This is a genomic window from Geminicoccus harenae (assembly GCF_019800005.1).
Taxonomy (GTDB): Bacteria; Pseudomonadota; Alphaproteobacteria; order Geminicoccales; family Geminicoccaceae; genus Geminicoccus; species Geminicoccus harenae.
Map to the genome: position 1 here is coordinate 198,468 of NZ_JABGCL010000006.1, position 14,378 is coordinate 212,845.

Genomic DNA, 14,378 nt, shown 5'->3' on the forward strand with positions numbered 1-14,378 from the left:
CACCAGATCCTCACAAGCTCTCGACATTGCCGCACACGCCGAGCGACTGCCCGGACAGGTTGCGGCCCAAGGACGAACACAGGAACAGGACGGTGCCGGCGACGTCGTCACCGCTCACCATCCGCCGCAGCGACACGCGCTCCAGATAGCGCCGCTCCATCTCGGCGGCCTCCACGCCCATCTCCTGGGCGCGGGCCTCGATCACGCCGGCCATGCGCGGGCCCTCGACGATGCCCGGCAGGATCGCGTTCACCCGGATCCCGGCCGGGCCCAGCTCCTTGGCCAGCGACTGGGTGAGGCCGATCACGCCCCATTTCGCCGCGGCATAGGGGGTGCGGAAGGCGTAGCCGAACCGGCCGGCGGCCGAGCTCATGTTGACGATGCAGCTTTCCAGGTTGCGCTTGAGCAGCGGCACCGCCAGGCGGGTGACCAGGAACATGCCGGTAAGGTCGACCTCCAGGCAGCGCCGCCACTCGGCCGGGTCGATGGCCTCGATCGCCCCGGTGGGACCGGCGATCCCGGCATTGTTGACCAGCGCGTCCAGCCCGCCCAGCTCCCGCGCCACGTCGGCGAAGAGTTCTTCGACCTCTTCATCCACGGCCACGTCGCACACGCTGCCCGACAGGTTCAGGTGCTGGTCGGTCAGCTCGCGCAGCGCCGCCGCGTCGGTATCGCAGATATGGACGCGGGCGCCCGCCTTGAGCAGGGCGAGCGTGATGGCTTGGCCGATGCCCGAGGCACCGGCCGTGACCAGCACCCGGTAGCCCGGCGGGAGCAGCAGGCTCGGCTCGACGGTCACCGTTTCCTCCAAGGCTCAGCCATGCAGGGCCTTCATCTCCCCGATGCCGCGGCTCATCGCAGAACGGAGCACCGCGACGTCGGTGCCGTAGCCCAGGCAACGATAGCCGCGCTCGACCTGAGCCTTCATGAACGTCATGTCGGCATCGGCGGTGGCGGCGGTCTTGCCGGTGTTCTTCGCCGCGGCGGCCAGGCCCTCGAAGGCGCGGATCATCACCGGGTCCTCGAACCGGCCGGGCATGCCGAAATCGTCGGACATGTCGAAATGGCCCATCCAGCCGATGTCGAGGCCGGGCGTGGCCAGGATCGCCTCGGCATTCTCCAGGCCCTTCTTCGTCTCGATCAGGGCGATCAGCGCGATCCGCTCGTTGGCGGCTTTTTGCGCCTCCACCGCACCCATGGCCCGATAGCCTTCCTGGGCGAAGCCGAACGCGCAGCCGCGCTTGCCTTCGGGGCGATAGCGCGCCCATTCGACCAGCTCGCGCGCTTCCTCCGGCGTTTCCAGCATCGGCGCCATGATGCCGTCCACGCCGGCGTCGAGCAGGGTGGCGACATGGGCATAGGACTTGGCCGCCGGCCGGGCCCAGACGGTGATGCCGAGCCCGCGGGCATAGGCGACCTGCTGCCTGATCGTCTCGACGCCGACGCCGCTATGCTCGGTGTCGAGCAGCACGAACTCGCAGCCGGAAGCGTGCAGGAGTGCGGTCAGCCCCGGCGTAAAGAACTCGAACGCCATGGTCCCGTACGCCATGCCGCCGCCGTTCAGCTTCGCCCGCAACGCCGTTGCAGCATCCATGTCCAGCACTCCCCCTTCTTGTCGGCGGGCGCAACCTAGACGTGGCGGGGCGGGGAGGCCAGGGGCAGGCTCAACCGGCCCGGCGGATGCGGACGGGGACCGACTTGTAGGACGGCGTCCCGCTGCGCCGGTCATGGTTGGCCAGCACCACCAGCCCGTTGGCTTCAGGATAATAGGCGGCGGCGGTGCCGGCCGCGATGTCGTGGGCTACGGCGGTCATGCCGCGCAGGATGCGTGGCTGGTCCCGGTCATTGCCCCTGGCGAGCTCGACATCCACGAGGTCACCGTGGCCCAGGCCGCGCGCCGCCAGGTCCTGGGCGCTGACGAACACCACGTCCCGCCGGCCGGTGATGCCGCGGTAGCGGTCGTTCAGCCCGTAGATCGTGGTGTTGTACTGGTCGTGGCTGCGGATCGTGGTGAGGATCAGGGCGTCCTGGCAGCTGTCGTCGGCCGCCTCGCCGAGGCCCGGCGCCACCAGGAAGGTCGCCTTGCCGGTGGGGGTATGCCACCGACGTTCCGAGGCGGCGATCGGCAGCCGGAAACCGCCTGGCGACTGGATGCGCTCGTTGTAGCCGGCGAAGTCCGGGAAGACCGCCTCGATCTTGTCCCGGATCCGCTCGTAGTCGGCCACCAGCCATGCCCAGTCGACCTTCGTCTGCGGCAGGGTCGCCAGGGCCAGGCCGGCGACGATGGCGGGCTCAGAGCGCAGATGCTCGGATGCCGGCGTGAGGGTGCCTTGCGAGGCGTGCACCATCGACATCGAATCCTCGACGGTGACCGACTGCATGCCGCTTTCCTGCATGTCGATCTCGGTGCGGCCGAGGCAGGGCAGGATGAAGGTTTCCTTCGCCGTCAGCAGGTGCGACCGGTTGAGCTTGGTCGCGACATGGACGGCCAGGTCCAGCCGGCGCATGCCGGCGAAGGCAGCCTCGGGGTCCGCCATGGCCAGCGGCAGGTTGCCGCCCATGCAGACCAGCGCCCTGGCGCGCCCGTCACACATGGCCTGGATCGCCTCGACCGCACCATGGCCCTTCCTGCGCGGCGGGGCGAAGCCGAAGACCCGCTCGATATTGTCCAGGAGGCTGGCCGGCGGGATCTCGGTGATCCCGACCGTCCGGTCGCCCTGCACGTTGGAGTGGCCGCGCAGCGGGCAGATGCCGGCCCCCTGACGGCCGATATTGCCGCGCAGCAGCAGGAGATTGGCGATCTGCTGGACGTTCTGCGTGCCGTGGCGGTGCTGAGTGATCCCCATGCCGTAGCAGATGATGGTGTTCTTCGCCCGGGCATAGATGCTGGCGGCTTCCCCGAGCTGCGCCCTTGTCAGGCCGGAGGCGGCCTCAATGGCGTCCCAGGACAGTCCAGCAAGATCGGTGCGGAGCGCCTCCAGGCCCACGGTGTGCTCGGCGATGAACTCCCGGTCGAGCAGGCCCGGCCCGCCACGGGCCAGGTCCTCGGCATCCGCTTCGATCAGCGCCTTCATGATGCCCTTCAGCATGGCCAGGTCGCCACCGGCCTTGAGCTGGTAATAGAAGGACGAGATCTTCGTGGAGCGGAAGGTCAGCATCTCCAGCGGGCTCTGCGGGGAGGCGAACCGCTCCAGGCTGCGCTCGCGCAGCGGGTTGAACGCCACGATCGGCACGCCGCGCTTCGCCGCATTGCGCAGCGTGCTCAGCATCCGGGGATGGTTGGTGCCAGGATTGTGGCCGATGCAGAAGATCGCGTCGCAATGGTCGAAATCTTCCAGCGTCACGGTGCCCTTGCCGACGCCGATCGATTCCGGCAGCCCGACGCTGGTGGCTTCGTGGCACATGTTCGAGCAGTCCGGGAAATTGTTGGTCCCGAACTCGCGCACGAACAGCTGGTACAGAAAGGCCGCCTCGTTGGAGGTCCGGCCGGAGGTGTAGAACTCGGCCATGTCCGGATCCGGCAGGGCCTGCAGTGCTTGGCCGATCCGCTGGAACGCCTCGTCCCAGGCGATGGGGCGGAAATGGTCCGTGGCGGCGTCGTAGGCCATGGGATGGGTGAGGCGGCCCTGTGCCTCCAGCTCATGGTCGGAGAAGTTCCACAGGTCCGTGACGGAATGCTCGGCGAAGAATGCCGGCGTCGTCCGCCGTCCGGTCGCCTCCCAGGATACGGCCTTGGCGCCGTTCTCGCAGAACTCGAAGGACGAGGTGTGCCTCGGGTCGGGCCAGGCACAGCCAGGGCAGTCGAAGCCGGAGGGCTGGTTGGCCCGCAGCAGCGCCCGGACCTCGGAGCTCACTGCCATCTCGCCCTTGATGGCCTTGGCCACTGCCTGCAGGGCGCCCCAGCCGCCGGCCGGTCCGCCATACGGGCCTACGCCCGGCACCTTGTCCTTTGCCATCCGCGCACTCCGGTCACGAGGGCGTCATTGCCCGGGGCATCCGGTCTCCAACCGGGAAGAGGAGCAATGGTGCCATAGCACAGGACTTACGGTCGGACCGGCTACCCGAACCGGCAATGATCCCGCAGGTCAGCCCGCGGAGGGCTTGGGCGGCCACCGCCACCCCCGCAACGCCTCCACCAGCCGCTCGCCATCCAGCGCCGGCACCACATGGCCCTTCGGCCGGAAGGTCGGCGTCGGCTCGGACAGCAGCATCGCGTCCAGGACCGCTTCCTCCGTTGCGTCGATCACCGCCTGGTAGATCGGGTCGAGCAGCGGGTCGGTCAGGCAGCGCAGGGACTGGACCAGGGGCGGCTCGGGCGGCGGCATGGGTGCGGGCAGGGCGGTGGAGAGGGCCAGGAACAGGTCGCCGGACGAGTTGCCGCCGACCGCACCGGAGCGGCCGATGCCGAGCCCGGCGCGGCGGGCCACGCGCTGGAGCTGGTGGGGCAGGAGCGGGGCGTCGGTTGCGACCACTACGATCACCGAGCCCTGTTCCTCGCCACGCCAGGAAGAGAGGCCGAGCAGGGGGGCGATCGGGATGCCGTCGACACGGAGCTGGTCGATCCGGCCATGATTGGCCTGGACCAGCACGCCCAGCGTGTAGGGGCCGCCCGGCAGGTCGAGGATGCGGGAGGCGGAGCCGGTGCCGCCCTTCTGCTCATAGGCGATCATGCCGGTGCCACCGCCCACCGAGCCCAGCGGGAACGGGCCAGACCCGGCGCCGTCCAGGGCGGCGCGGACATGGGTCTCGGTGACGTGGCGGCCGAAGATGTCGTTCAGGATGCCGTCATAGGTCTCGGCCACCACCGGCAGCAGCCAGAGATGCTCGGCCTGAACCTGGTCGGCGAAGCGGTCGACCATCCAGCCGACCACGGCATGATGGGCGATGCCGACCGCGGCCGTGTTGGTGATGAGAATCGGCCCCTGGCTCCAGCCGGCGTCCTGGATCCAGTGCGACCCGGTCATCTCGCCATTGCCGTTCAGGACCGCGATGCCGGCCCACCAGGGCGTCAGCAGCTCGGCGGCCGGTCGGGGCAGGAGTGCGGTGACGCCGGTGCGGACACCGTTCTCCGGCCGGACCAGCGTGGTGAGGCCCACCGCGACGCCCGGCACGTCGGTGACGAGGTTGAGCGGGCCGGGCGTGCCGGAGCGGACCAGCCCCAGTTCACGGGCGCGGCACGGCCGGGGCAGGGCGGTGCTCATGCGTTGCCGCAGAGATGGACCCGGCCCGGCTCGAACACGGTATGCCGGCCGTACAGGCGGTTGCCGTAGAGCAGCGGCTCGCCGGCGCCGATCTCGGCATCGCCGACCGCGCCGATGAAGATCGAGTGGGTCCCGCCCTCGTGCGCTTCCAGCAGCGTGCAGGTGAAGCTGGCCGCGGCACCCACCAGCACCGGTGCGGTGGCCGGCATCTCGCGCCACTGGCCGGCCCGGAACTCGTAGGGGCGGCCCTGGAGCGGCTTGCCGGAAAAGCAGGCGGCGATCTCGACCTGATCGGCCGCCAGCACATTGACCGCGAACGCGCCATTGGCGAGCAGGGCGCTGGCCAGCGGGTTGTCCCTGGGGACGCAGACCAGGAGCATGGGCGGTGCGGACGACACGGCGGTCATGGCGCTGACGGTGACGCCGAACCGGCCGGCATCGCCGTCCGTAGTGACCACCGAGACGCTGGACGCGACGCGGTGCATCGCACCCTCGAACTGGTCCCGGAGATCGGCGGCGAACACCTGGTGGCTCATCCGGGACGCCTGGAAATGGGCAGGTCGATCTTGCTCATGGAGCTTGTCTTAGCGCAGTCCGGCGGCAGGGACGACGACTTCGTGCACCCGGTGGCGGCGATGCAACGCAGGGCAGGCCAGCGCCCCCTGCGTTGACGACGGCCGGTTCCTCCGCCCAGTGGCCGTGCTAACGGCAGGACCGTGTCGGGAAGCAATGGCGGCGGCCGATGTCGCCGCGGTTCGAGAAGGTGGAAGGCGATGGCAGTGGTTCGCTACCAGCGGGGCGAGAGCGACGAGCGGCCCTGGGGGCGCTGGGAGGTGCTGGACACGGGTGCCACCCATGCGGTGAAGCGCATTACGGTGAAGCCCGGCGCGAAACTGTCCCTGCAGCGGCACAAGCACCGCGCCGAACACTGGGTGGTCGGCCAGGGTAAGGTCCGGGTCACCCGTGACGAGGACAGCCTGGTGCTGATCGCCGGCCAGGCCGTGTACCTGCCGCTCGGCTGCGTGCACCGCATGGAGAATATCGGCGACGTCGACCTCGTCATCATCGAGGTCCAGATCGGCGAGAATCTGGACGAGAACGACATCGAGCGGCTGGAGGACGTCTACGGGCGGACCTGACCGCCAGCGCGGCGGCCAGGCCGCCGCGTCATGATCCCCCCTCCACCACCTCCGTCTTCGCCACGCCCATCGCGCGGGCCAGTGCCCGCAGGCGCTGGTCGACCACGTCGCCGAACGGCATGGAGCCGTCGGCGGGCAGGCCCAGGATCAGGGTCTTGCGGTCCTGGCGGACATAGGCGCGGTTCAGGATCTCGGCGACGGCGCCGGACAGGCGGAAGCCCAGGGTGAGGGCGCGGCCGAGTCGTTCCGCCCAGATGCGCTCGCTCGGGCTGACCAGGGACAGGAGCGAGGCCAGGGTCGGGTCGCCGGGGGGGCCGTCCTGGCGGATGTAGAGCGCGTAGGCCAGGCGGGCGCGCTCGGCATGGTCCAGCGCCAGGAGCGGCATCTGGCTCAGCGCCATCAGGATCATGTGCGCCCGGGCATCGGGATGGTCGCGCCAGCCGATGTCGGCCAGATGGCAGGCGGCTTCCCGCAGGCGCCGGTCGTGCAGCTCCTCGTTGGGGAACAGGCTGTCGGTCCAGCGGACCAGGGCCTCGCCCATGGCGGGGTCGCGGTTCCAGGTCCGCCCGACCTCCACCGCCTCGACCAGGAGCGGATCCTGGTCGATCTCGGCATCGGCCAAGTGGCGGATCAGGCGGCCCTCGCGCAGGCCGAACGCGGAGAACACCGCCTGGCGCGGCCTGGTCGCGCGCACCACCCGCTCGAACAGGACCAAAGCCTGGGAGAAGGTCTCGACCCGGCGCTTGGGCACGCCTGGCAGGTCGGCCATGGCGGCGGCATCATAGCGGCTGAGTTCCCTGGCAAAGGCCTGCGCCTCGCTGCGCGGCATGGCGAAGCCGTGCAGGACGCGCAGCGGCCCGCTCTGCATGGCGAGGCGCACCCGCGCGATCGCCCGCCAGCCGCCGCCCACGATGAACAGGTCCTCGCCGACCGTGTCCTCCAGGAACGCGGCGATGCCGTGCAGCATGGCGTCGACATGGCGCCGGGCGGCCGCCATGTCGCCGGCGAAGCGATCGCCGATGCGCAGCGTGCCGAGCGGCAGGCTGATGCTCTCGCCGGGACGGCCCGCATGGATCCGCGCGAACTCCAGGCTGCCGCCGCCCAGATCGACCACCAGGCCTTCCGGGCGATGGAAGCCGGCGCGTACGCCGAGGGCGGTGAAGTAGGCCTCCTCCTGGCCGGAGAGGATGCTGATGGGCACGCCCACCGCCTCCTGCGCCTGGCGGATGAATTCCTGGCCGTTGCTGGCCGAGCGCGACGCCTCGGTGGCGCAGACGTCCAGGGCGGCCACCCGCATCGCCCGGGCGAGCTGGCCAAAGCGCGCCAGCGTGCGGATGGCGCTCTGCACGCCGGCGGGGCTGAGCTGGCCGGTGCGTTCCAGCCCCTTGCCCAGCGCGCACATCACCTTCTCGTTGAAGCGCACCACCGGCGTGCGCGAGATCCGGTCATAGACCACCAGGCGCACCGAGTTCGAGCCGATGTCGACCACGGCGACCGGGCGGTCGTCGCCCTGGCCGGCCTGTGCCGGGAGATGGGGTACCGGGGCCAGGGCGTTCATGAATCGGTGCGGGCGATCGACACGCGGGTGGTTCCCTTCTTGCGCATGGCGCTGCCCCGGCCGGACAGGCTGGGGTTGGTCATGAAGTACTTGTGGGCAGAGAACGGCTCACCTTCCGGCTGGATCCGCGTGTAGGTGCCGTCCGGCTCGAGCAGCCAGCTCCCGGCCGTGTCCTTCAGGTTCGCCACCATCACCTGCGACATGATCTGCTGGTGCACCGTGTCGTTCTCGATCGGCACCAGCGTCTCGACCCGCCGGTCGAGGTTGCGGCCCATCCAGTCGGCCGAGCTGATGAACACCTTGGCCTGCTTGGACGGCAGGCCGTGGCCGTTGCCGAAGCAGACCACCCGGGCATGCTCCAGGAAGCGGCCGACCAGGCTCTTGACCCGGATGTTCTCCGAGAGGCCCGGCACGCCCGGGCGCAGGCAGCAGATGCCGCGGATGACCAGGTCGATCTGCACGCCGGCCCTGGACGCCCGGTACAGGGCGGCGATGATGCCCTTGTCGACCAGCGAGTTCATCTTGGCCCAGATCGCGGCCTTGCGCCCGGCCTTGGCGTGCTGGATCTCGGCCTCGATGTTCTCCATCAGCTTGGTGCGCAGCGAGTAGGGGGCGACGCCGATCTTCTCGAGGCCGGTGGGCTCGACATAGCCGGTCATGAAGTGGAAGGCGCGTGCCGCGTCACGGCCGAGTGCCGGGTCGCAGGTGAAGAAGGAGAAGTCGGTGTAGATCTTGGCAGTGACCGGATGATAGTTGCCAGTGCCGAAATGGACATAGGTCGAGAACTCGCCGCCTTCCCGGCGGACCACCATCGAGACCTTGGCGTGGACCTTCAGGTTGATGAAGCCGAACACGACCTGGACGCCGGCCCGCTCCAGGCGCCGCGCCAGGCGGATGTTGCGGTCCTCGTCGAACCGGGCCTTGAGCTCGACCAGCGCCGTCACCGACTTGCCGCCCTCGGCCGCCTCCACCAGCGCCTTGACGATCGGGCTGTCCTCGCTGGTGCGATAGAGCGTCTGCTTGATCGCCACCACGTTCGGGTCGAGTGCGGCCTGGGTCAGGAACTGCAGGACGACCTCGAAGCTCTCGTAAGGGTGGTGGACGATCAGGTCCTTGGCCCGGATCGCGGCGAAGCAGTCGCCGCCATAGTCGCGGATCCGCTCCGGGAAGCGTGGCGTGTAGGGCGGGAACAAGAGGTCGTTGCGCCCGCAGTTCACGATCTGCTTGGCGGCATCCAGGCCGAGCAGGCCTTCCAGCTCCAGAAGCTCCGAGGACGAGACGTGCAGATGGTCGAGCAGGAAGCGCTTCAGCTCGTCCGGCATGGTGGTGTCCATGGTCAGCCGGATCACCGAGCCGCGGCGGCGGCGCTTCAGCGCGGTCTCCCATTGCCGGACCAGGTCCTCCGCCTCCTCCTCCAGCTCGATGTCGCTGTCGCGGATCACTCGGAAATGGCCGAAGCTCTGGACCTCGAAGCCGGGGAACAGCTTGTCGAAGTAGCGGACCACGAGCTGTTCCAGCCGCACGAACCGGGCAGCAGCACCCGGCAGGCGGACGAAGCGGTCCAGATGGTTCGGCAGGACCAGCAGGCTCACCAGGTTCTCGCCGCGCCGCCTCGCCAGCTGGAGCACGATGCCCAGGCCCAGGTTCGGCACGAACGGGAAGGGGTGGGCCGGGTCGATCGCGATCGGGGTGAGCACGCTGGACAGTTCGGGAAACAGCCGTTCCGCGAACCACGCGAGATCGACGTCGGTCAGCTCGTCCACGTCGCAGACCACGACATTCTCGGTGCGCAGCATGGCGGTCAGCTCGCGCCAGGCGCGCTGCTGGTCGCCCATCAGCGAGAAGACCCGCGCATGGATGGCTTCGAGCTGCTCCTCCGGCGTGCGGCCGTCGTCGGAGGGCGAGCGCACCCCGGCCGCCACCAGCCCCTTCAGGCCGGCGACGCGCACCATGTAGAACTCGTCGAGGTTGGAGGCGGAGATGGACAGAAAGCGCAGCCGCTCCAGGAGCGGGTGCTGCGGGTTGAACGCCTCGGCCAGGACCCGCTCGTTGAAGGCCAGCCAGGACAGCTCGCGGTTGATGAGGTCCTGCGGGCCGACGCGGAAGGGGCTGGCCCCCTCGTCGGTGACGAGCGGCGGGATCTCGCTCGTGACCGTCGCGACATTCTCGTCCATACCGACCTCTCCACCCAGAAGGCCCCAGCCGTGACCGTGCCTCGTTCTTCCCGCCAGGCCGTTCCTCCCAAGGGAATGGGCCTACACATGGCAGCCCGGCTCGGCAAGAACGGGTCTGGCCGACCATGGTGACGGTTCTGCTGTTGCGCCACGCGAAATCACGCTGGGACGAGCCGGACCTGGCCGACCATGATCGCGGGCTGGCGCCGCGGGGCCTGCGCGCCGCACCCGCCATGGGGCGCCATGCCGCGCGTCAGGGCTGGCTGCCCGACCGGGTGATCGCCTCCACGGCCCGCCGGGCGGCCGAGACGGCCAGGCTGTTCCTTGAGGGGGCGAAGCTGGAGCGGCGGATCGAGCCGGTGCCGCAGATCTACGAGGCCACCGCCCGGACGCTCCTGTCCCTGCTCCAGACCCAGCCGGGCGGGGACAGCATCCTCCTGGTCGGCCACGACCCGGGCATCCACGACCTGGCGCTGGAACTGGTGGGGAGCGGTGTCGACCAGGAGCTGGACCGCAAGTTCCCGACCGCGGCGCTGGCGGTGATCGAGCTGCCGGTTGAGCATTTCGCCGACCTGCGCAGCGGCAACGGACGGCTCATTGCCTTCGTCCGGCCGCGTGAGTTGGGCTGAACGGGCGGACGGCTTGGCGGCAGTACGGCGCGTCAGTGGCCCATGACGGGACTCAGGCCGCCGGCCTGCCCTTCAGCAGGTCGCGGATCTCGGTGAGCAGGGCCACGTCGGCCGGTATCTCGGGTGCCTTCGGCTCGTCGGTGACCTCGCGCTCGGTCAGGCGCTTGATGTTGTTCACCTGCTTGATGACGATGAACAGGGCAAAGGCGACGATCAGGAACTTGATCACAGCGTTGATGAAGTTGCCGTAGGCGATCACCGCGGTGCCGGCGTCGCGGGCGGCGGTGAGGCTCGGGTAGCTCTGGTCCCAGTTGGTGAGCTGGATGTACTTGTCGGAGAAGTCGATGCCGCCCATGAGCACGCCCAGCGGGGGCATGATCACGTCGTCGACCAGCGAGCTGACGATGGCGGTAAATGCAGCGCCGATGATGATGCCGACCGCCAGGTCGACGACGTTGCCCTTGAGCGCGAATTCCTTGAATTCCTGCAGCATCGACATCGGCCGCTCTCCCTGGTCCTGTCGCAAGACAAGGTCAGGATGAACGGACGACCTGCACCGGTCAATTCAGCGCAAGTGACGTGAGCGTCATCGTCCCGGCCAGTTCCTCGCCCGGCGCCAGGATATGGGCGCCGGTGTCGTCGCGGCCGGGCATGTTCACGGCATTGCCGGCATGGCTGATCGGCTCGACGCAGAAATGATCCTCGCCCCGCGGGATGTAGACGATCAGGTGGTTCAGGACCGGGTCGCCGGCGATGCGCAGGCCGCGCCGCTCGTTCGGCCAGCGTATCGTGGCCGCACCGGTGAAGCCGGCGAAGATGTGGTCCAGGACCATCTCCTCCACCTTGCGCTCCTCCCGGAAGTCGGCCCAGGGCGGGACCGGGACCCGCTCGGTCGAGACCTTGGTGGCATCGGTGAGCCAGACCGAATCGACCTCGGCCTGGATGGTGGCGCCGGAATGGCGGTCCAGATAGGGGTGGTGGCCGATGCCGAACGGCATGGCCCGCTCGCCCGTGTTGCGCACGCCGATCTCGACCCGCAGCGTGCCTTCCATCAGCCGGAAGCGCTGCCAGGCGCGGTAGCGGAACGGCACCCAGCGATGCTCGTGATGGAACACCATGGCGGCACTGGTTTCGTCCTGGCTCGCGACCGTCCAGGAGCCCATCCAGCCGTCGCCGTGGATCGCATGCGGCTCGGGCAGGAAGTTCAGGGGGAGTTGGTAGTCCTGGCCCTCGAAGCTGAAGCGGCCGTGCTGGATCCGCCCGGCGAACGGCACCAGCGGGAAGGAGGCGTAGGCGATCGGGTCGCGCAGGTCGCCACGGCTGGCGCGCAGCAGGTCGAAGCCGTCGTCGCGAAAGCTGCGGATGGCACCGCCGCCTGCCGGGTCCACGACCAGTTCCAAGTTGCCGTGGCGCAGGGTGACGAGCGGCGCATCGATCATGGCTCACCTTTTCGGGCCAGAACGGGAAACGCCGCCGACAGCGCCGGCGGCGTTCCCTGAACTACGTCGCGGGACCGGCCTCTGCCAGTCCGCCCGACCATGTCACCATCGACGCAGGGTCACTGGCCGAGGCAGGTGTCGGCGTTCTCCTGGGTGCAGACATCCAGGCCGGTATAGGTCGGGTCCGCCGGCGGATCGCCGCCCTCCTTGATCTTCAGCAGCGCGTTCATGCTCTGGTAGCCCATCTCGAACGGCCGCTGGCCGACCTGGCCCAGCGAAAGGCCCTTCTTCAGCAGCTCCATCTGCGGCGGCAGCGTGTCGGCGACCACGATCGCCAGTTCCTTGCTGTCGAGCTTGTCCTTGTACTTGCTGACCACCGCCTCATAGGCGTTCGGTATGAACTGCGGGAAGCCGCCGGTGGGCACGAAGGCATCCAGGTCGCTGAACTTGGCGAGGATGTCCTCCAGCTGCTGCACCGAGCGCGGCAGGTCGTCGTCGCTGTAGAGCGGGCAGCCTTCCACCTCGGTCCAGCCGCCCTGGCCGGTCAGCCGTTCGCCGGGCGCTGCCTCCGACTTGGTACCGGCGAGCGTGTCGCGGATGCCCTGCATCCGCTCGTTGTGGTTGGAGGCGGCCGCCCCGCCCGACTGGATGCAGATCGTGCCGCCGTCCGGCTTGATGCCCTGCACCAGCTTGGCCAGGTTCACGCCGATGTCGTAATTGTAGGTGCCGATATAGGCCAGGCGGTTGCCCTTGTCCTTCTCGAGCACGTCGGAGTCCCAGGTCAGCACGGGAATGCCGGCGTCCTTGGCGGCACCCAGCGCCCGGCCCATCGCCGCGGCGTTGGACGGCGAGACCGCGATGCCGTCGATGCCGCGCGCGATCAGGTCGTTGACGATCGCCACCTGCTCGTCGCCGCCGCCATGCTCGCCGGGGCCGATATATTCGCAGGTGAACTTGCCGCCGGACTCCTCCTGGGCCTTCATGCAGCCGTCGCGCGCGAAGTCGAAGAACGGGATGTTCATCCCCTTGGGCACCAGCGCGAACGTGTAGCTCTCCTGCGCGCTGGCACCGGACGTTCCGAACGCACCCACCACCGCGGTGGCGATGCCTGCCAACAACAGCTTCCTCATGGGTCTCGACCTCCCTGAACCGGGCTTTGTGAGGGGGACAGAGCCATCCCCCGCCGGACCCGCCCCTTCTAGTCCGACTTCTTCCCGCGGATCCGCTCGAGCAGGACCGCCAGAACGATGAAGACACCGACGAAGGTGCCCTGCCAGTTGCTGTCCACGCCGGCCATCAGCAGCGCGTTGCGGATGACCTCGATGAGCGCAGCACCGACGAAGGCGCCATAGGCGCCGCCCTCGCCGCCCATCAGGTTGGCGCCGCCGATCACGGTGGAGGCGATCACGCGCAGTTCGTAGCCGGTGCCCAGCGCATTGATCGCGGAGCCCTGCCAGCCGACGATCATGACCGCGGCGATGCCGGCGGTCAGGCCGGCCGCCACATAGGCCTGCAGCTTGATCCGGTCGACCGGCACGCCGGTCAGCCGGGCGGCGTTCTCGTTGCCGCCGATGGCATAGAGATAGCGGCCCCAGGCGCTGAAGTTGAAGATCAGGCCGAACACGGCGGTCAGCAGCACCAGCATCCAGACCGGGTTCGAGATGCCCAGGATCTGGCCGCCGCCGATCCAGTTGAACTGGTCGGCATAGGGGCCGAACTCGTAGATCATCTTGTTCTGCGACAGCACCACCGCCAGCGAGCGCGCCACGGACAGCATGCCGAGCGTCACCACGAAGGGCGGCAGGCGCAGATAGGCGATCAGCGCGCCGTTGACCGCACCGGCCAGGGCACCCGTGGCGAGCCCGGCCAGCACCGCGACCAGCCAGTGGCTCTCCGCCTGCAGCAGCAGTCCGCAGACCACGCCCACCAGGCCCATCACCGAGCCCACCGACAGGTCGATCCCGCCGGTCAGGATCACCGCGGTCATGCCGAGCGCCATGATGCCGATGAAGGCGAAGTTGCGGGTGATGTTGTACAGGTTGCCGGCGGTCATGAAGGTGGGCTCCACCCAGTTCATGATCAGGCAGATCAGGACCAGGGCGATCGTCACCCAGAAGGGCTGGCTGGCGAAGATCTTCTGGGCGAGGCTGCGCTCCTTGAGTGCCGTGACCTCGTCGATCCGGGCGAAGTCCTGGGGGGCGGCAGGATGCTGGGTGCTGTCGGCCATGTTGCCCTCGC

At 69.1% G+C, this 14,378-nt stretch carries 13 protein-coding genes; 2 read left to right on the forward strand and 11 right to left on the reverse strand.

Annotated elements, in window-relative coordinates:
* Positions 1–10: 10 nt before the first annotated feature.
* From HLA95_RS07435 to HLA95_RS07455, 5 genes are all read right to left on the reverse strand, one after another.
* Complete coding sequence (locus tag HLA95_RS07435) at positions 11–799, reverse strand: SDR family oxidoreductase (protein WP_191057487.1); 789 nt, start codon at positions 797–799, stop codon at positions 11–13.
* A 15-nt stretch (positions 800–814) separates the two neighbouring features.
* The gene (locus tag HLA95_RS07440) at positions 815–1,594 is read right to left on the reverse strand and encodes an HpcH/HpaI aldolase family protein (RefSeq protein WP_191057488.1); all 780 of its coding nucleotides are present in this window, start codon (positions 1,592–1,594) and stop codon (positions 815–817) included.
* Positions 1,595–1,664: 70 nt separating this feature from the next.
* A complete protein-coding gene (locus HLA95_RS07445; protein ID WP_191057489.1) occupies positions 1,665–3,956 on the reverse strand; it encodes an FdhF/YdeP family oxidoreductase in 2,292 nt (763 codons plus the stop codon).
* Between the two features lie 129 nt (positions 3,957–4,085).
* The gene (locus HLA95_RS07450; protein WP_191057490.1) at positions 4,086–5,201 is read right to left on the reverse strand and encodes a DmpA family aminopeptidase; all 1,116 of its coding nucleotides are present in this window, start codon (positions 5,199–5,201) and stop codon (positions 4,086–4,088) included.
* Positions 5,198–5,737: a flavin reductase family protein gene (locus HLA95_RS07455; protein WP_191057491.1), complete on the reverse strand. Its 540-nt coding sequence runs from the start codon at positions 5,735–5,737 to the stop codon at positions 5,198–5,200. Before HLA95_RS07455 ends, HLA95_RS07450 begins: the two co-directional genes overlap by 4 nt.
* 237 nt (positions 5,738–5,974) lie before the next feature.
* Between HLA95_RS07455 and HLA95_RS07460 the strand changes: the two genes are divergently transcribed.
* The gene (locus tag HLA95_RS07460) at positions 5,975–6,340 is read left to right on the forward strand and encodes a phosphomannose isomerase type II C-terminal cupin domain (protein ID WP_191057492.1); all 366 of its coding nucleotides are present in this window, start codon (positions 5,975–5,977) and stop codon (positions 6,338–6,340) included.
* 28 nt (positions 6,341–6,368) lie between these two features.
* Here the strand turns inward: HLA95_RS07460 and HLA95_RS07465 are convergent, their stop codons facing one another.
* Both HLA95_RS07465 and HLA95_RS07470 read right to left on the reverse strand, forming a co-directional pair.
* Positions 6,369–7,898 carry a Ppx/GppA phosphatase family protein gene (locus tag HLA95_RS07465; protein WP_191057493.1) on the reverse strand — a complete coding sequence of 510 codons (1,530 nt, stop codon included), beginning with the start codon at positions 7,896–7,898 and terminating at the stop codon, positions 6,369–6,371.
* Positions 7,895–10,072, reverse strand: a complete 2,178-nt coding sequence (locus HLA95_RS07470; protein WP_191057494.1) for an RNA degradosome polyphosphate kinase — start codon at positions 10,070–10,072, stop codon at positions 7,895–7,897. The genes HLA95_RS07465 and HLA95_RS07470 overlap by 4 nt, the downstream gene beginning before the upstream one ends.
* A gap of 125 nt (positions 10,073–10,197) precedes the next feature.
* Here HLA95_RS07470 and HLA95_RS07475 point away from each other — a divergent pair, with 125 nt between their 5' ends.
* Positions 10,198–10,701 (forward strand): SixA phosphatase family protein, encoded by a 504-nt coding sequence (locus HLA95_RS07475; RefSeq protein WP_222182896.1) that lies wholly within the window; start codon positions 10,198–10,200, stop codon positions 10,699–10,701.
* Positions 10,702–10,753: 52 nt separating this feature from the next.
* On the opposite strand, the gene mscL is transcribed toward HLA95_RS07475, so the two are convergent.
* The 4 genes from mscL to HLA95_RS07495 all read right to left on the reverse strand — a co-directional run bounded on the left by mscL (position 10,754) and on the right by HLA95_RS07495 (position 14,367).
* The gene (mscL, locus tag HLA95_RS07480; protein ID WP_191059712.1) at positions 10,754–11,194 is read right to left on the reverse strand and encodes a large conductance mechanosensitive channel protein MscL; all 441 of its coding nucleotides are present in this window, start codon (positions 11,192–11,194) and stop codon (positions 10,754–10,756) included.
* Between the two features lie 67 nt (positions 11,195–11,261).
* The gene (locus HLA95_RS07485) at positions 11,262–12,140 is read right to left on the reverse strand and encodes an aldose 1-epimerase (RefSeq protein WP_191059710.1); all 879 of its coding nucleotides are present in this window, start codon (positions 12,138–12,140) and stop codon (positions 11,262–11,264) included.
* Between the two features lie 119 nt (positions 12,141–12,259).
* Positions 12,260–13,270 carry a sugar-binding protein gene (locus HLA95_RS07490; protein ID WP_191059709.1) on the reverse strand — a complete coding sequence of 337 codons (1,011 nt, stop codon included), beginning with the start codon at positions 13,268–13,270 and terminating at the stop codon, positions 12,260–12,262.
* 68 nt (positions 13,271–13,338) lie between these two features.
* Positions 13,339–14,367, reverse strand: a complete 1,029-nt coding sequence (locus HLA95_RS07495; protein ID WP_191059708.1) for an ABC transporter permease — start codon at positions 14,365–14,367, stop codon at positions 13,339–13,341.
* Between the last annotated feature and the right edge of the window lie 11 nt (positions 14,368–14,378).